Raw genomic sequence first — 17,577 nt, forward strand, 5'->3', positions numbered from 1 at the left:
TCCCTTACCCAAGTCACCTCTGATCAAAATCTTTACGACTTGACGCTTCAGTGCCGCGATCTCTCCGCATTGCTCGAAGATAACCAGATCGAACTCGACAGCGAAAATTGAGAGAAGAAGCTGGGGGAATTATCGCCCTCGCCAGCATCTTGCATGAGCGGATGTAAAAGGCGGCACACACATGCGATCCGGTGACGCTTCGCAAAGTTCGGGAAGTCGGCTCCTAAGCCATAGCCACTCAATGACACTTTCAGGATGGCTGAGAACCGCGCAGGATCGCGGCTGGACCGTTGACCAGATTACTCTGGAGGCGATTTCTCTGCGCTGCACCGGGCAAGGCTGCAGTGCGCATATATCCCGTGCTTTTTCTTCGCTCGGCACTCTCCTCTACAAAATCAGGCACGTTTTAAAGAAAAGCCTGTGCACACAGAGAACATTGTAGACCACCCAGAATGAGAACAAATCTCATCACCACGCAGCGGGGGGTTAGCCTCAAGAGAGGGCAGACAGGCGAATGCACGTCACGCTGACCGCTCGCGAACGCCTGAAACGGGGCGCCGAACAGCGCCCCGCTTGTTCGTCTTACTCTATCGGAATTGCTTGAAGCTCAGGTTCGTCATGGTGGTGATGTTCTTTCACCGGGCGCATGAACAGGTTTGCGAAGAAGGCCACAACCAACAATGCCGCCATGCAATACATGGTCGTGTTGTAAAGTGACGGGGTCGGGTCGATGGTGCCCTCGGGCGCGATCTCCATCAGCTTGGCAATGGTCACGGTCTTAGCCGCCATCAGTTCCTGAAGCTGCGAGATCGGGGCACCGAACTTTTCGGCGAAGGCCGCAGGGTCGACCTTGCCCGCCAGGTCATTGATGGCCGAGGTCACGGACATCTGCCGCAGCGAGGTGATCGCTAATGGGCCCAACACACCCGCAGTGGACCACGCCGTCAAAATCCGCCCGTGGATACCGCCCACATGCATGGTGCCGAACATGTCGGCCAAGTAGGCCGGGATCGTGGCGAAGCCGCCGCCATACATCGAGAAGATGATCATCGTCGCGACGTAGAAGCCGATCAGGTAGATCATCGCCGGGTTCGTCGCCACGGCCGAGGCGAAATAGGGGATCGACAGATACAGGATCGTACCCAGCACGAAGAAGCACATGTAGGTCGTCTTGCGTCCGATGAAGTCAGAGGTCGAGGCCCAGAAGAACCGCCCCACCATGTTGAAAACCGAAATCATCAGCACGTAGGTCGAGGCGAAGGCGGCGGTGACCACCAGAGGCATGACCGAACCGAAGATTTCCGACATCATCGTCTTGGCAACCCCGATGACGCCGATCCCGGCAGTCACGTTGAAGCAGAGCATGATCCACATTTGCCAGAATTGCGGCGTCTTCAGCGCCTGGTCGATATGGACGTTGTTTTGCGACACCATGCCCGAGGCGACAGGCTTGGGCTGCCATCCGGCGGGTTTCCAGCCCTCGGCGGGAACGCGATACTGGAACGAGGCCAGGATCATGACGATAAAATAGACCACACCGAGCGTCAGGAAGGTCTGCGCCGCGCCGGTCTCACCGGTGCCTACGACATAGACGCCTGCTTCTCCGCCGAAACTTGCGGCCTGCGCGGCAGAGGCGATCACGACCTCGACCTTGCCCATGGCAGTTTCGGCGAAGACCCGGCCGTTCTCGACCACGGTTGTCACGGTGCCCTGCGCGCCCAGAAAGTCGGGCGCCTTGGCATAGATGCTCAACAGCCAGCCCTTGACCGGGGCGGCGATCATCGCGCCACCGCCGAAGCCCATGATGGCCATTCCGGTCGCCATGCCACGCCTGTCCGGGAACCAGCGGAGCAGCGTTGATACGGGCGAGACATAGCCGAGGCCGAGACCGCAACCGCCCAGCACCCCGTAGCCAAGATAGATCAGCCAAAGCTGGTGGCTTGATATTCCGAGGGAACCAATGATGAAGCCGCCGCCCCAGAGGAACGCGGCGACAACGCCGACCATGCGCGGGCCCACGTCCTCAAGCCACTTGCCCGCGAAAGCCGCAGAGAGGCCAAGGAAGACGATGGCGACGGAGAAGATCCAGACGACCGAGCTGAGGCTCCAGTCATCGGCGCTGGACGCCACGACGCCCAGTTCTCGGGTCAGCGGCTGGTTGAAGACGGACCAGGCATAGACCGACCCGATGCACAGATGGATCGCGATGGACGCAGGCGGGACTCGCCAGCGGTTGAAACCGGGTTCGGCGACGATGTGGCTCTTATGCAGAAACCCCAGCGCACCACCAGATGCGTTGTTCATTAATGTAACCTCCCTTTTCGATCCGGGCGACGGCCTCCTACCGCGGGCCCGATGAGCGGCATGCGACGACATGCCATAGCGCAGAAAGGAACACAGGCACTTACAAAGTCAAGAAAATATGTAAATAAAACAATTGGTTGAGATTACATTTTGACCACGCGCGCACTTCTGATAGTGACAAAATGGGACATTTTGTCCGGCCTCTTGTCACGCGAAGGGTAAAATCGGGTCAGACTGTCTGGATCAGGCGTTTTTGAAGATCGGCAGGGAAACCTCGAACCTGCTGCCTTTACCGGGGGTCGAAGTGACACTGATCCGCCCCCCGGCCTGCGTGGCGATCTGTTGCGAGATCGACAGGCCCAGCCCGGTGCCCTGCGCCTGCTTGGTGGTGAAGAACGGATCGAAGATGCGCGGCAGCACCTCGGGCGGAATGCCAGTTCCGGTATCGGCGACGACGATCAGGGCGCAGGTGTCGCGGTCCTCGGTGGCAACGGTCAGGCTGCCGCCGTCGGGCATGGCATGAACCGCATTGAGGATCAGGTTGACGACGACTTGCTGCAATTCGGTGCGCGACATGCTGACCGTCGCCGTGCTGTCGAAGGTGGGGGAGCAGGTGATCCCCGCCGCCTCGATCTGGTGGTGCGTCAGGACAAGGCAGTCGCGGACCACCTCGCTGGGGACGATCAGGTTGCGGGAACCTGAATACTCCTCGGGCCGAGCGAATTGCAGCAGCTTCGAGACGATAACGCCGATGCGATAGACCTGATCGTCGATCAGGCGGAATTCCTCTTCGACCTCTTCGACCTCGGCGCCTAGCCTGCTGCGGGCCAGATCGAGGTTACCCTGGATCACCGCCACGGGGTTGTTGATTTCATGGGCAACGGAGGCGGTGATCTCGCCCACCGCGGCCAGCTTCTCGGAAATGATCAGGCGTTCGGTCGTGCGTTCCAGCCGCTGGTTGGCGGCCTGAAGGTCGCTGGTGCGCTCGGCGACGCGGACCTCGAGGCTTTCAGCCCAGTCGCGCAATTCCCGGTCACGGGCCTGGAGCCGGTCCAGCAAATTGTCCAGATGCCCCGCGACCTGGGCGATCTCACCGCTGTCATCGGGCGGGTTGTTGCGCGCGGCAAGATCCCCCGCCTCGACCCGCGCAATCGTCCGGGTCATCGCCTCAAGAGGGCGAAAGATATGCCCGGCCCAACGCAAGAAGACCGGGATCGAGGCCAGCGCGATCAGTACGAACGCCCCGCCAAGAATCAAGATCGAGCTGCGCTTGGCATTGCGGAACGGTGCCTCGAGAAAGCCGACATAAAGCATCCCGACCCGTTCGCCGAAGCTGTCATGGATCGGTTCATAAGCCGAGATGTACCAATCGTTGACGACAAAGGCACGGTCGTGCCACACACCGCCCTCCTCCAGCACCTGCGTCCGCACCTCGGCGGAGACGCGGGTGCCCAGGGCACGGACATTCTCGAACAGGCGCACGTTGGTCGACACGCGCACATCCTCAAGGAATAGCGTCGCCGTGCCCTGACTGCCCTCGGGCAGACTCTGTTCGCGGTAGACAAGGGCATTGATCGTGTCGATGAAATCGAGATTGTGGTTAAGCAGAACCCCACCGACCAGCGCCGCGGAACGTCCATCGGGTAAGATCAGCGGGGCGGCGGAGTGGATGATCATGCCGCGCGTTTCCACGGTGCCGTCTGCCGACACTGCGGCACGGGTGGGGACAATCGGGATCTCGGCCCGTTTGGCCAACCCCTGCGACAGGGCCTCCAGATCAGCGGCTTCCAGCACATCCACAGCGCTGCGCAGGCGTCCGCTCAGCGCCGCCGCGATGACCGGCCACACCCGCGCCTCGGGCGTGACCATCTCGATCCGCAGGAAATCGAGCCCCAGCCGCTCCCGCTCATTCTCCAGGAAAGCCGCTGTATCCCCGGCGCCAAGCGCATCCTGCATGGCGACGGAGCGTGCGACAGCGTCGATCCGTTCGCCCGACAACTCGACCAGACGCGCAAGATATTGGTCGGCAATGGTCAGGTCGCCGGTAACCTTATTGACAAGGATATCGTCCACCTTGTTCGACCAGCGCCATATGGTGCCGCCCAGTAACACCGGCAGAAGGACCAGCATCGGCATGAGCGCGATGACCAGAAGCCGGACACGCACCGAACCGAGAAAGGCCCCCAACCATGACACTGTCACAGGCCCCAGATCGCGCATTTGCGGTCGATCGTCTTGCGCGACACGCCCAGCCGCCGGGCCGCCTCGGTCCGGTTGCCGTTCAGGGTCTCCAGTGCACGCAGGATCTCGCGCTTCTCGGTGTCCTCCAGCGGAGTGATGTCTTGGGCCGGGCGGGTTTCGCCCAAAGTTTCAACGGGAAACCGGCCAAAGATCAGCGCCCGCTCCACGAAATTATGTAACTCACGGATATTACCGGGCCAGTCGTAGCGCAGCATGGCCGACCGGACAGCCGACGGCATGTCGAGCCGTGGCAGATTCAGTGCGGTGGATATTTCCGCTTGAAACAGGTCTGCAAGATCAAGAACGTCGGTTCCTCGGTCCATGAGCGGCGGCATCTCAATTTCGACAACGTTGAGACGGAACAGAAGGTCCTCGCGGAATCGGCCCTCGCGTACGGCCTCGTCCAGCGCCTCGGTGGAGGCAATCACAAAGCGCAGGTCGAGTTGCACATCCCGTTCCGTGCCGACCGGGCGGATCACCCCGTCTTCCAGCACCCGCAAGAGTGCTGTCTGTGCACTGGGCGCCAACTCGCTGACATCATCCAGAAACACAGTTCCGCCAGAGGCCGAGGCCAACAGCCCCTCGCGCCCGGATTGCGCCCCCGGAAAGGCACCTGCCGTGTGGCCGAACAGCTCGAACTCGATCATGTCCTCGGGGATCGCCCCGCACTGAATCGCGACGAAGGGTGCGGTTCCCCGCCCTGAATGGTCGTGGATGTGGCGCGCGGCAACTTCCTTGCCGGACCCGGACGGCCCCGTGATCAAAACCGGGGTCGACAGGGGGGCGACTCGTTCCAGCAGGCGTCGCACCTCGTTGATGATCGTCGAAGATCCGATCAGCTCCCGTCGTTGCGTACCCTGCGTAATCGTTTCAAGCTCGCGTCGGAGCAGGAAGTTCTCGCGCCGTAAGGCCGCCATTTGAAGGCAACGCCGCAGCGCGTTCAGGATCTGGGTCGAGCGGAAGGGCTTGATCAGAAAATCGGACACGCCCGCGCGCAATGCGTCGATTGCGGTCTGAAGGTCGGCATAGGCCGTGATCATGATCGTGTCGGTAAAGCCGCCGCTTTCGCGTTGCGAGTGCAACCAGTCGAGGCCCTTTTGGCCGGGCATGATGTTGTCCAGCACCATGATGTCATATTGGTGAACGGACAGCAGACGCTCTGCCATAGCCGCGTCGGGCGCTTCATCCACGGCCCGGCAAAGCGGGGCGAGCATCTTGACTAGGAAATGCCTCATGCCGGGCTCGTCATCCACGACAAGGATACGCGCTCCCGCAAGAAGATCATCCCGCTGAATGGATTGCGTCATCACCCTTGTATCCCATGTCCAACTTAAATCGCTTCACCCATCAAGCGCAAATAACCTATGATTGGCAAGTCGGTGAGCCGTTGACGAGCAACTTCTGCGCAACTGCCATCAAAGGCTGCGGAGCGCGTGATGTCTTATGGTCCGTTACCATCTCTCCCAAACATTATGAATAAACGCCGCCTCATCGGATGCGCGGACGTTTGTACGCTATGCCAATCTTCAGGATTGAGCCCTCAGACCCGCTGTGTCTGATGGCCCATCTGCGGCTCGAGAAAGACCTCGGTGAAATAGTCATAGAACACCCGCGTCGCCTCGCTCCACTCCTGCCCCTTGCGCCAGGCGAGACCGACATCCATCGAAGGGATCGCCCGATCGGTCGTCACCGTACCGATCCTCCGACCTTCGAGCGACCAAGGGCGGTGCACCATGTCGGAGAGGATCGTCACGCCCTGCCCGTTGGCCACCATGGAACGCACGGCTTCGGTGGAGGAGGTCCGCAGCTTGACCCGCGGCGACAGGCCCGTCGGGCCCCAATATTTCATCGAGGTATGCGCCGCCTCGTCGACGGTCAGCATGATGTAATCCTCTTCTGCGATCTCCGCGAAGGTTGCGAGGCCCTTGAGTTGCAGCGGATGGTTCTGTGGCACCCAGAGACGGCGTTGCGAGCGCAGGAGCGTCTGGGTCTCAAGCTCCGGGTTCGCCGTGTTCGAGGTCAGAAGCACCGCCATATCGAACCGGTTGGTGATCAATCCCTCCTCGATGCTCTCGCGGTTCAGCTCGCTGAGACGGATGTCGAGTTTCGGAAATCGGTGGTTCAGCCGGTCGAGATGGTAGGGCAGGAAATAACCGATCACCGTATAGGTGGCGGCAATGTTGATCGTCCCTTCGATCTCGGAATGGCTCTGTACCACATTGCGCGCCATCTCGACCTTTTCCATAATCTCCCGCGCCGCCCCGAGAAGCTCCCGCCCCGGCGGGGTCAGTTCCATCCCGTGCGCGGTGCGCACAAAGAGAATGGCGTCGAGATCCTGCTCCAACTCGCGCACCGCTGAGGTGATCGAGCTTTGTGAAATCCTGAGCTCACTGGCCGCACGGCTGACCTGACCGAGTTCGGCAGTGGCGATGAAGTATTTAAGCTGACGCAGATTCATGAGAGCTTTCCCATTCGGATTCTCCGAAACCTTCCGAAGCGATATTTCGAAACATCCTGCCGCATCACGTCATAAACGTAAATTTCGATTTTTAAGATAACCATTATCTAAAAATAAGAACCACCTTAAGGCGATTCCGTTCAAAAAGCGCCCAAAAACACATCATACCTTATTTTCAGAGGTTTTTTGATAATCCAAATTCTAATCATTCGTTCGGATTTTTCGATAATGCATCAGCTATATTTTGAATTTTACAACCAAAAGATTTTTCTCCGAGGATGGCTGCAACGAAATTAAGGACCAGCCATGCGAAAGATCATAGATTTGAATTGCGATATGGGAGAGGGCTTCGGACATTGGGTTCTGAGCGAAGCCCCGGATGAAGAGTTGATGGCTCTGATCTCCTCGGCCAATATCGCGGCCGGGTTTCATGCCGGCGATCCGAACTCCATGGATCGGGTGATCAAGCTGGCGCAGGATTACGGCGTCGGCCTTGGCGCCCACCCCGGTTATCGCGACCTTCAAGGCTTTGGTCGTCGCTACATCAAGACCACACCAGAAGAGCTGGTAAACGACATCATCTATCAGGTCGGCGCGGTGCGCGAATTCGGACGACGTCACGGCATCCGGCTCCAACATGTCAAACCGCATGGTGCGCTCTACATGGAGGCTGCCGTCAACGAAGAGCTGTCACGTCACATGATCGAAAGTCTGGCGGCGATAAGCGGCGATCTTCTGATCTTCTGCATGGGCGCTTCGAAAACCTATGAGGTCGCGAAACGTCTCGGCCAACCGGTGATCCGTGAATTCTATGCCGACCGCGATTATGGTGACGACGGGTCGATTGTCTTCACCCGCCGCGTTGCCCGTCCCTCCCCCGAGGAAATCGCGCAGAAATGCCTGCGTGCCTGTGTCGAAGGCAAGGTGACGACGGTCACCGGGAAAGACATCGACATCGAGTTCGAGTCGATCTGTTTTCATTCCGACACCCCCGGTGCCGTCGACATCGGCCGCGCCATTCGCGCCGCTCTCACCGAGAACGGGATCAACATCGCACCGGCCTCCGCCGTGCTCGAAACCGCCTGAGAGCGGCTCCAACAACAGGGAAACATCACAATGAGCGCTATTCAATCCCCCCTCCCCGGCACGTTTTACCACAAACCCTCCCCGGAAGAGCCGCCATTCAAGGCACCCGGCGACAAAGTGGCCGTCGGCGACCAGATCGGTCTCGTGGAAGTGATGAAAACCTTCATCGCGGTCAATTCCGAGGTCGAAGGCACCTTCAAAGGTTACAGTGTCGAGGATGCGACCCCCGTCACGGCGGGTGCCGTGCTCGCGGAGCTTGAGTGACATGGCGATCCAACGATTGTTCATCGCCAATCGCGGCGAGATCGCCGTGCGCGTGGTAAAAGCCGCGAAAACCCTCGGCATCCACACGATTCAGGCACATTCCGAAGCGGATACGGAGATGCTGGCCGTAAAGCTTGCCGATGAGGCGGTCTGCGTCGGCCCCGCGCCGTCGAAAGACAGCTATCTCAACATTTCCGCCATTTTGGAGGCCGCGAAGGCGACCAACGCGGATGCGATCCATCCCGGCTACGGCTTTCTCTCCGAAAGCCCCGCCTTTGCCCGTACCGTCGAAGAGGCCGGTTTGATTTTCGTCGGACCCTCTGCCGACACCATTGAGCGCATGGGCGACAAGGTGGCCGCGCGTCAGGCCGCTGAGGCCGCGGGCGTGCCGGTTGTGCCCGGCTCCGAGGGGCGGATTGATGTTTCCGAAGCGCTCACCGTGGCCAAAAAGATCGGCTACCCGGTGATGATTAAAGCCGCTGCGGGCGGCGGTGGACGCGGTATCCGCATCGCTAAAGACGAAGCGGAGTTGAAAACCCTCGCGCCGCAGGCCAAGGCCGAAGCAGAAGCCGCCTTTGGCGACGGTGGCCTTTACATCGAACGCGCAATCCTGTCGCCGCGCCATATCGAAGTGCAAATCCTCGGCGATGGTGAGAATGCCGTGCATTGTTACGAGCGCGAATGCTCGCTGCAACGCCGTCGCCAGAAGGTCTGGGAAGAAGCCGGGGCCATGTGCCTCGATGACGAGACCCGCGAGAGCCTTTGTACCTCTGCCGTGGCGCTGGCCAAGGCGGTGAACTATCGCGGCGCGGGCACGCTTGAATATCTCTACGATGAGGCGGCGAATGAATTCTATTTCATCGAGATGAACACCCGCATTCAGGTCGAGCATCCCGTGACCGAAATGGTCACCGGCGTCGATCTTGTGGCGGAGATGATCAAGGTCTGCGGCGGCGCGAAGCTGTCGATGACCCAAGACGAGATCGAAAGGACCGGCCACGCCATCGAGGTGCGCCTCTGCGCCGAAGATCCGTTCATGAATTTCATGCCCTGGCCGGGCGTGGTCTCGGCGCTCAAAGAACCCTCTGGCGAGGGCGTGCGTTTCGACCACTTCCTCTCCGAAGGTTATCAAATTCCGCCCTTCTACGACTCGCTTCTGGGCAAGGTCATCGTCCATGCCGACACGCGGGAGGCGGCGATCGACAAGCTGGTGATGGCGCTTGAGAGCATGGAGATCGGCGGCACGAAAACCACCGCGCCGCTGCATCTGGCGCTGGCTGCCGATCCGGAGGTGCGCAAAGGCGCCTTCCACACGCAATGGCTTGAGCCATGGCTTGAGGCCGGAAACCTGTCCGCAACCAAAGGAGACGCCGCATGAAAACGCGTTACAGCTATGGCGGGGACGAACATATCTATGTCGAGATCGACGATGAAATGTCGCTCGACGCCTTCTTCATCGCGCTCTCGCTTTCGAACATGGTGCGCGAGGCCAATATCCCCGGTGTGACCGAGATCCTGCCCGCCAATGCCTCTTTCGAAGTGCGCTTTGACCCCGACGTGATCGCGCCCGACGCGATGATGGCGAAGATCAAGGAGTTCGAACACAGGGCGGAGGTGCAGGAGAAGCGCCTCGACACACGGATCATCGAAATCCCGGTCTATTTCCAGGACCCCTGGACCCATGAAACCCTGATGCGCTTTCGCGAACGGCATCAGGACCCGTCGGGATCGGATCTCGAATATGCCGCGCGGATCAACGGCTATGACACGGTCGAAGCCTTTATCGAAGCCTTCCACTCGCAACCGTGGTTCGTCTCCATGGTCGGTTTCGTCGCCGGTCTGCCCTTCTTGTATCAGCTCGTTGATCGCGACAAACAGATCGAAGTGCCGAAATACCTCCGCCCGCGCACTGACACACCGCGACATACGGTGGGGATCGGTGGCTGTTTCGGCTGCATCTACTCCGTGCGCGGCGCGGGCGGGTATCAGATGTTCGGCATCACGCCGATGACAATCTTCGACCCGGATCAAAAGGTCAGCTACCTGAAGGATTTTATGGTCTTCTTCCGCCCCGGCGACATCGTGAAATGGAAACCCATCGGGCGCGAAGAGTTCGATGCGATCACCAAAGAGGTCGAGGAAGGCACCTATACGCCGCGCATCGCCGAGGTCGAGTTTGATCTCGATGCGTTCAACAACGACATGACCGGCTTCAACGCCAAGCTGATGGAGGCCCTCAATGACGCTTGAGATCATCAAACCCGGCCTGGCGACGACCATTCAGGATTTGGGCCGCCCCGGTTATTTTCACTTGGGCATCCCCGAAGGCGGCGCAATGGATCGTCTGGCTTTTCGGGCCGCGAACCTTCTTGTTGGCAATGACGAGGGCGCAGCGGGGCTTGAGGCCGTGTTCATGGGACCGGAGATCAAATTCGGCGCCGAAATGAGTGTCGCGGTGACGGGCGCAGAGATGCCGATGTTCCTCGACGGTGAGCCGCGCGACACTTGGACCTCTTTCACCGTGAAACCCGGTCAGGTTCTGTCCTTCGGCTTCCTGAAAGCGGGCGCTCATATCTATATCGCTGTCTCTGGCGGCATCGACACACCACCCGCGCTCGGCTCGCGTTCGACCTATCCCATCGGCGCGCTTGGCGGGTTCGAAGGGCGAGCCATTGCTGCGGGCGATGTGATCCCCGTCGGCGTTGGGTCCGTGGTGGCGGAGGGGCGCGTGGTCCCCGATGCGCTCCGCCGCCGCCCCGGCACTCCGGCCGTGCTGCGTGCTGTCACCGGGCTTTACTGGCACCGTCTGACCGAGAAGAGCCAGAAGGCCTTCTTCGACGACGACTGGGTGGTCGCGCCTGAGGCAGACCGCATGGGCTATCGCTTCCGTGGCGGCCAGCCGATGGAATTCGTCGACCGTCCGCAGCCTTTCGGGGCCGGGTCCGACCCGTCGAACATCGTCGATGGTTGCTATTCCTACGGCTCCATTCAGGTGCCCGGCGGGCTTGAACCCATCGTTTTGCACCGCGATGCGGTGTCGGGCGGCGGCTACTTTACCCTCGGCGCCGTGATCTCCGCCGATATGGACCTGATCGGCCAGTTGCAACCCAACACGCCGGTCAAATTCAAACGCGTCGAAATGGATGAAGCTCTGGCCGCCCGCGCCCAGCGCAAGGCCATGATCGAAGACATTCGCCAGTCCCTCGCCTGAGGGGCTGACACCGGGACCCCGGTCCCACCCACCAACCACAACAAGCGGCAAAACCGCCTTCCCTGATGAACCAACAAGGAGTCAGAACCATGAAACTTGCCCTGATGACAGGTGTGGCGCTTGCCGCACTGGCCACTACCCCCAGCTTTGCCGAAGACTGGTTCCCCTATGAGGCCGAAGAGGTCACCCCGGCCTTTTCCGCCGATGGCACGGCGTCACCCGTGACCTATGTGCCGCTCGAAAAAGCCGATGAGGCTTACGAGGTTTGCGTGTCCTTCCCGCATATGAAAGACGCTTACTGGCTGGGTGTAGATTACGGTGTCGCGGAAGAGGCCGCGCGCCTTGGCGTTAAGATGAACCTTGTCGAAGCGGGCGGCTATACCGAGCTTGCCAAGCAGGTCAGCCAGATCGAGGATTGCGTGGCCGCAGGAGCCGACGCGGTGATCATCGGTGCGATTTCCTATGACGGCCTCAACAACGTGATCAAGGAAACCGCCGCCAAGGGCATTCCGGTGATCGACGTGATCAATGGCGTGTCTTCGCCCGACATCTCCGCCAAATCTCTCGTGTCCTTCTACACGATGGGGTTCGAAATCGGTAAGTACCTCGCCGGGAAACACCCGGCGGGCAGCGATCCGGTCAAAGTCGGCTGGTTCCCCGGTCCGGCAGGCGCCGGTTGGGTCGAAGCGGCGAACACCGGCTTTCTGGAGGCCGTGAAAGGCTCCGCCGTCGAAGTGCTTGAACCACGCTACGGCGATACCGGCAAGGAAGCCCAGCTCAAACTCGTCGAAGACGTGCTGCAATCCGACCCGGATGTGAAATACCTCGCAGGCACCGCCGTCACCGCCGAAGCGGCGCAAGGTCTTCTGCGCGAGCGTGGTCTCACCGACGATATTGGTCTTCTCGCCTTCTACATGACCCCCGGCGTCTACACCGGCATCCAGCGCGGCATGATCGCGGCGGCACCGGCAGACTCGATGGTCATTCAGGGACGGATCGCGATGGATCAGGCCGTGCGCCTCATCGAAGGCAAGGACTATGTCAAACACGTCGGTCCGAAAATTTTCGTGGTCGATGGCGATAACATCGGCGATGTTTCCCGCGATGCGATCCTTCCGCCGGAAGGCTTCCGTCCGGTCTTCTCCGTCGAGTGATCCCAGACCGATCCTCGATCTAATGTGAAGACCATGCCGGGTGAGGCAATCCCCTGTTGCCTCACCCGATCAGGAGGCCCCATGACCCTTCCGCTTTTGACCACCCACAATCTGACCAAGGTCTACCCCGGCGTGCGTGCCCTCGACGGGGTGGATTTCGACCTCATGCCCGGCGAAGTGCACGTCCTCTTCGGTGAAAACGGCGCGGGGAAATCCACGCTGATTTCCATGCTCGCCGGTGCAAACACGCCCTCCGAGGGCAAGATTTACCTCGACCACCACGAAGTCACCTTCGACTCGGTGGCCCGCGCCAAGGCGCATGGCGTCTTCACCGTGTTTCAGGAATTCTCTCTCATCCCCACGCTCACCGTGGCCGAGAACATGTTTCTCGGACAGGAACCGCGCACCGGGTTGCTGATCGACCATGCCGAGATGCGACGTCGCGCGCAGGAAATTTTCGACGAGTTGGGGTTCCCGATCTCACCTACCGCGCAGGTGTCCTCGCTGTCGCGGGCGCAACAGCAGATGCTGGAGATTTCCAAGGCGTTTCATGGCGATCCGAAGGTGTTGATCCTCGACGAGCCGACCGCATCGCTCACGGATCGCGAGGTGGATCACCTGTTCCATTTCATCGACCGGCAAAAGGCCAAGGGTGTGGGCATCATCTACATCTCGCACCGGATACAGGAGTTCAAACGCATCGCCGACCGCATCACTGTTTTGCGTGACGGGGCCAAGATCGGCACGGTCGAGATGGACGGCACCGACGAGGCGGCACTGGTCGAAATGATGACCGGGCGCGCAATTGCCGAGATTTACCCTTTGATTTCCACGGAGCCCGGCGAGGTGGTGCTTGAGGTTAAGGATCTCGCCACTGCCGGTGTCGCACCCTCGTCGCTGACGCTGCGGCGGGGCGAAGTTTTTGGTGTCGCGGGTCTGGTCGGCTGCGGCAAATCGCGGTTCTTCCGCGCGATGATGGGACTTGTGCCCATACGTTCCGGTACGGTCGCGCTCAAGGGGCAGGACATCACCGGGCGCCCCACCCGCGAGATCATCCGCGCAGGCCTCTACTACCTCTCACCGGATCGCAAACACGAGGGGCTCGACCTCGCCAAGACCTCCGATGAGAACCTCGCGCTCAATGTCGTCACCTCAGGCGCGTCAGGAAAAAACGGGCCTGTGAAACGCGGCTGGATCGACTGGCGGTCGGTGCGCAAGACCGTCGCCGGTATCGCCACGCGCGTGGAACTGCCCGACGCCTATCGCAGCCGCCGCGTGTCGCAGCTCTCGGGCGGCAACCAGCAAAAGGTTCTGTTCGGCAAAGCCTTTGGCCAAGAGGCCGATGTCTATATCTTCGACGAGCCCACCGTGGGCGTCGACATGGGCACGCGCGCGGCGCTTTACCTGAAAATCAAGGCGCTGGCGGAGACAGGCAAAGCCGTGGTCGTAATCTCGTCTGACCTGCCCGAAGCGATCAACCTCTCCCACCGTCTTCTTATCTTTGCCAATGGCCGGATCAGCGCGGAACTGCCGCGCGCGGAGGCCAGCGAAGACACCGTCCTCAAACATTTCTTCACCGAAAGCGAGCCCGTCCAATGAGTGATGCAACCGCACAGGCGCAAAGCGAGACCCGCGCCAACCCGATCAAAACCCTGTTTCTCCGTGTCGGCGTCCTGCCCTTCTTCCTCGGCATCGCCCTTGTGGTGTTCTCCTTCCTGTCTGACAAATTCCTGACCGGGCAGAACCTCGTCAACGTCGCACGCCAGTCGGTCTATCTGGTGCTCGTGTCTCTTGGGCAGATGCTGGTGCTGGTCTCAGGCGGATTCGACCTGTCCGTCGGCACGGCGATTGCGCTCACCTCCGTGGTCTCTGCGCTCTCGATGACATGGGCGGCGGGGGTGTTCGACTCCGTTTTCCTGATCATCGCCATCGGCATCACGGCGGGCGGGATCGTGGCGCTCATGGTCGGGCTGATCAACGGCGTGGGTGTGGCCTATTTCGAGGTCTCCCCCTTCATCATGACACTGGGCGTGTCCTCCGTTGGGGCGGGGCTTGCGCTTTTCATGACCGGTGGCATCCCGATCTCCGGCCTGCCATTCGCATTCGGCGACACTTTCGGTTTCGGCAAATGGTTCGGCGTGCCCGTACCAGTGTTCATCGCACTGATCTGCATCGCGGCGATGTGGCTGATGATGGCGCGCACGCCCTTGGGAACGCGGCTCTACGCGGTTGGCGGCAATATCAAGGCCGCACATCTTTCGGCGATCGACACGAAGAAAACTCTCGTTCTGGCCTATGTGCTCTGTTCGCTGATCGCGGCGCTCGCCGGTGTCCTTCTGACCGCGCGGGTCGAAAGTGGCGAGGCGAACCTCGGCGGCACCATGGCGCTCGAGTCGATCTCCGCCTGTGTCATCGCGGGCGTGTCCCTTCGGGGTGGCATCGGGCGGGTTCAGAACGTGGTGCTTGGAGCTTTCTTCATCGTCATGGTGCAGAATGGCATGAACCTCGCCAAGATCAGCTCCTATATGCAGATGGTGCTTCTGGGCGGCCTGTTGATCCTCGCCGTAATCTTCGACCAGATGCGTTACCGGATGATCATGCAGGGACGCTGATTTCTCCAGAAAAGGATGAGACAGGGGGCTGCATCGCAGTCCCCTTTGTCATGCCATGATCTCAGGCTTGGGTGAGTCGCAGGCGTACCGGCGAGGCTGACGGGGAGTTGTGTGCATTTTTCACACTGGAACCGGGCCACATCAAGAATGTAACACTTTTACGAACAGCCATGCCGCAAGTGCGAAATCAATTCCCCCTGACTCCATGGGGAATCCGCACCCTGCGCGCAAAATCCCACTTGCGCGATGGACAAAAAAGGTCAAAAGGCATTGAGAATAGGAGGAATTCCGCCCGCTTTGAGCAGCTTTCCGCCACAGAACCCCGCAGATTGGCATTTTCTGCTGCAGAGCAAAATCCACGCCCTATCTACTGCCCTGACCATGACTTTACGGAGTGCCAGTTTGACGACCCCCGCCGGTTCAACCGCCGCAATCGAAAATACGCCCGACAATCTGCGCCGCCGCCGCTTTCTTGCGACGCTTGCCGGCTCTGTCGCTCTGTCCGCGGTGATGCCCTACACCCTGCACGCACAAGACGCAGCACCGGAAACCCAGCCGGAAGTCCCCGCCACGGCAGAACCCGCCGAACCGCCCAAGTTGCCCCCGTTCAGCTTCGATGCGCTGACCGAAGAAATGCGCATCACTGCGGACGAAGACTGGCATGAGGCTGAGAAGATCGAAGGCGCACTCGCCGGGCTCGATTACGACGCCTACCAACGTATCCGTTTCCGCCCCGACCATGCCCGCTGGAAGGACGAAGGGCAGAACTTCCGTCTGCACGCCTTCCATCTCGGCTGGCTCTTCAAGGAGCCGGTGCATATCTACGAGATCGTCGACGGGCGCGCGCGTTCGATGGATTTCACCACCCATGATTTCGAATATGGCGGCAACGTCAGCGAGCAGATCCCCGAAGACACACCGATGCCAGGGGTCGCAGGTTTTCGTCTGCATAACCCGCTCAACCGCGCGGATATTTTCGACGAACTGATCGCCTTCCTCGGCGCAAGCTATTTTCGTGCTCTGGGACGCAGCAATGTCTACGGTCTCTCCGCGCGCGGTCTGTCCGTCAACACTGCCATGAGCGGAGGGGAGGAATTCCCGCGTTTCACCGATTTCTGGCTCGAACGCCCGATCCCCGGCGCAACCACGATGACGGTCTATGCCGCGCTCGACAGCAAATCCGTGACCGGCGCCTACCGTTTCGTGATCACCCCCGGCGAAACCACCGAGATGGAGGTCACTGCCCGTCTCTTCCTTCGCGAGAAGACCGATCAGATCGGCATCGCGCCGCTGACCTCGATGTATCTCTTCGGCGGTGCCGATCCGCGTGGCTTCGACGACTTCCGCGCCTCAGTGCATGACAGCGAATATCTCGTGCTCAACACCCGTGGCGGCGAAACCTACCTGAGAGCGCTCAATAACCCGCCGCGTCTGGCCAGTTCCTATCTGGGGGCGGAAAATCCGCTATCCTTCGGCCTCGTGCAACGCAGCCGTGATTTCGACGATTATCTCGACGCCCAGGCGCATTACGAACGCCGTCCGTCGCTCATGGTCGAACCGATCGGCGACTGGGGCAAAGGCATGGTGCGGTTGGTGGAAATTCCTTCGAAGCTCGAAGGCAATGACAACATCGTCGCCTTCTGGGTGCCCGAGGGTAAAATGGAAAAAGGTGCGGCGCTGGAATATGCTTATCGCCTGCACTGGGGCATGGCCCCGAAAGGCGACCGCAGCGTGGACCGCGCGCGCATCCTGCGCACCCGTGTGGGCGAAGGCGGTGTTGCCGGGGTCGAACAGAAAAGCGATGCCCGCAAATTCGTGATCGACTTCGAGGGTGGCACGCTGTCCTCCCTGCCCGCAGATGCCGAGCTTGTCCCGCAGGTCAGCATAGGACACGGAGAAATCGAGCAGGCTATTGTCAGCAAGGTCAGCGATACCGATATCTGGCGTCTGGTGATCGAGGCCAAGGCTGATCCCGGAAATGTCGCGGAACTCAAAGCCGCCCTGACGGGTTATGATCAGACACTGACCGAAACATGGCTTTACCAATGGGTGAGGGAATGACTGTGACGCATACTCCACATGATACCGATACCAACGCCCTTCTGGACGCGGCCCAGAACTGGACCCCGCCCGAAGCACCGCTAGACATGCCGCAGCAGGTGCTCGAACGAGACCATGTGCGCGCCGAATGGCCGCGCCTTGTGCGTCTGATCCTGCCCGGAAAGACTGTCTGAGGGAGGCCCGGGC

Annotated in this window: 14 protein-coding genes; 10 read left to right on the forward strand and 4 right to left on the reverse strand. The window is 60.4% G+C overall.

The genetic code is table 11. The annotated features are described in order from the left end of the window. Nucleotides 1-582 precede the first annotated feature (582 nt). From C8N42_RS08035 to C8N42_RS08050, 4 genes are all read right to left on the reverse strand, one after another. Nucleotides 583-2,304, reverse strand: coding sequence for an OFA family MFS transporter (locus C8N42_RS08035; RefSeq protein ID WP_107816050.1), 1,722 nt, complete (start codon nt 2,302-2,304; stop codon nt 583-585). A gap of 243 nt (nt 2,305-2,547) precedes the next feature. After that, on the reverse strand, nt 2,548-4,524 hold the full coding sequence (locus tag C8N42_RS08040) for a sensor histidine kinase (RefSeq protein WP_107816051.1): 1,977 nt from the start codon (nt 4,522-4,524) through the stop codon (nt 2,548-2,550). After that, nucleotides 4,503-5,852, reverse strand: coding sequence for a sigma-54-dependent transcriptional regulator (locus C8N42_RS08045; RefSeq protein WP_107816052.1), 1,350 nt, complete (start codon nt 5,850-5,852; stop codon nt 4,503-4,505). The genes C8N42_RS08040 and C8N42_RS08045 overlap by 22 nt, the downstream gene beginning before the upstream one ends. Before the next feature lie 233 nt (nt 5,853-6,085). Next, nucleotides 6,086-7,003 carry a LysR family transcriptional regulator gene (locus C8N42_RS08050; RefSeq protein WP_107816053.1) on the reverse strand — a complete coding sequence of 306 codons (918 nt, stop codon included), beginning with the start codon at nt 7,001-7,003 and terminating at the stop codon, nt 6,086-6,088. A 306-nt stretch (nt 7,004-7,309) separates the two neighbouring features. Between C8N42_RS08050 and C8N42_RS08055 the strand changes: the two genes are divergently transcribed. The 10 genes from C8N42_RS08055 to C8N42_RS21605 all read left to right on the forward strand — a co-directional run bounded on the left by C8N42_RS08055 (nt 7,310) and on the right by C8N42_RS21605 (nt 17,564). Then, nucleotides 7,310-8,089 carry a 5-oxoprolinase subunit PxpA gene (locus C8N42_RS08055; protein WP_107816054.1) on the forward strand — a complete coding sequence of 260 codons (780 nt, stop codon included), beginning with the start codon at nt 7,310-7,312 and terminating at the stop codon, nt 8,087-8,089. A gap of 30 nt (nt 8,090-8,119) precedes the next feature. Next, nucleotides 8,120-8,353: an acetyl-CoA carboxylase gene (locus tag C8N42_RS08060; RefSeq protein WP_107816055.1), complete on the forward strand. Its 234-nt coding sequence runs from the start codon at nt 8,120-8,122 to the stop codon at nt 8,351-8,353. Between the two features lies 1 nt (nt 8,354). Continuing rightward, complete coding sequence (locus tag C8N42_RS08065) at nt 8,355-9,731, forward strand: acetyl-CoA carboxylase biotin carboxylase subunit (protein WP_107816056.1); 1,377 nt, start codon at nt 8,355-8,357, stop codon at nt 9,729-9,731. After that, nucleotides 9,728-10,603, forward strand: a complete 876-nt coding sequence (locus C8N42_RS08070) for a 5-oxoprolinase subunit B family protein (RefSeq protein WP_107816057.1) — start codon at nt 9,728-9,730, stop codon at nt 10,601-10,603. Before C8N42_RS08065 ends, C8N42_RS08070 begins: the two co-directional genes overlap by 4 nt. After that, nucleotides 10,593-11,564, forward strand: a complete 972-nt coding sequence (locus C8N42_RS08075) for a 5-oxoprolinase subunit C family protein (RefSeq protein WP_107816058.1) — start codon at nt 10,593-10,595, stop codon at nt 11,562-11,564. The genes C8N42_RS08070 and C8N42_RS08075 overlap by 11 nt, the downstream gene beginning before the upstream one ends. An 89-nt stretch (nt 11,565-11,653) precedes the next feature. Continuing rightward, on the forward strand, nt 11,654-12,718 hold the full coding sequence (torT, locus tag C8N42_RS08080) for a TMAO reductase system periplasmic protein TorT (protein WP_107816059.1): 1,065 nt from the start codon (nt 11,654-11,656) through the stop codon (nt 12,716-12,718). An 81-nt stretch (nt 12,719-12,799) separates the two neighbouring features. Beyond that, the gene (locus C8N42_RS08085; RefSeq protein ID WP_107816060.1) at nt 12,800-14,317 is read left to right on the forward strand and encodes a sugar ABC transporter ATP-binding protein; all 1,518 of its coding nucleotides are present in this window, start codon (nt 12,800-12,802) and stop codon (nt 14,315-14,317) included. Continuing rightward, complete coding sequence (locus C8N42_RS08090; RefSeq protein ID WP_107816061.1) at nt 14,314-15,330, forward strand: ABC transporter permease; 1,017 nt, start codon at nt 14,314-14,316, stop codon at nt 15,328-15,330. Before C8N42_RS08085 ends, C8N42_RS08090 begins: the two co-directional genes overlap by 4 nt. A gap of 510 nt (nt 15,331-15,840) precedes the next feature. Further along, on the forward strand, nt 15,841-17,391 hold the full coding sequence (locus C8N42_RS08095) for an OpgD/OpgG family glucan biosynthesis protein (RefSeq protein WP_107816246.1): 1,551 nt from the start codon (nt 15,841-15,843) through the stop codon (nt 17,389-17,391). After that, on the forward strand, nt 17,388-17,564 hold the full coding sequence (locus C8N42_RS21605; protein WP_170109250.1) for a hypothetical protein: 177 nt from the start codon (nt 17,388-17,390) through the stop codon (nt 17,562-17,564). The genes C8N42_RS08095 and C8N42_RS21605 overlap by 4 nt, the downstream gene beginning before the upstream one ends. Nucleotides 17,565-17,577 lie beyond the last annotated feature (13 nt).

Origin of the sequence: Celeribacter persicus, from assembly GCF_003050785.1 — a bacterium.
GTDB classification, from domain to species: domain Bacteria; phylum Pseudomonadota; class Alphaproteobacteria; order Rhodobacterales; family Rhodobacteraceae; genus Celeribacter; species Celeribacter persicus.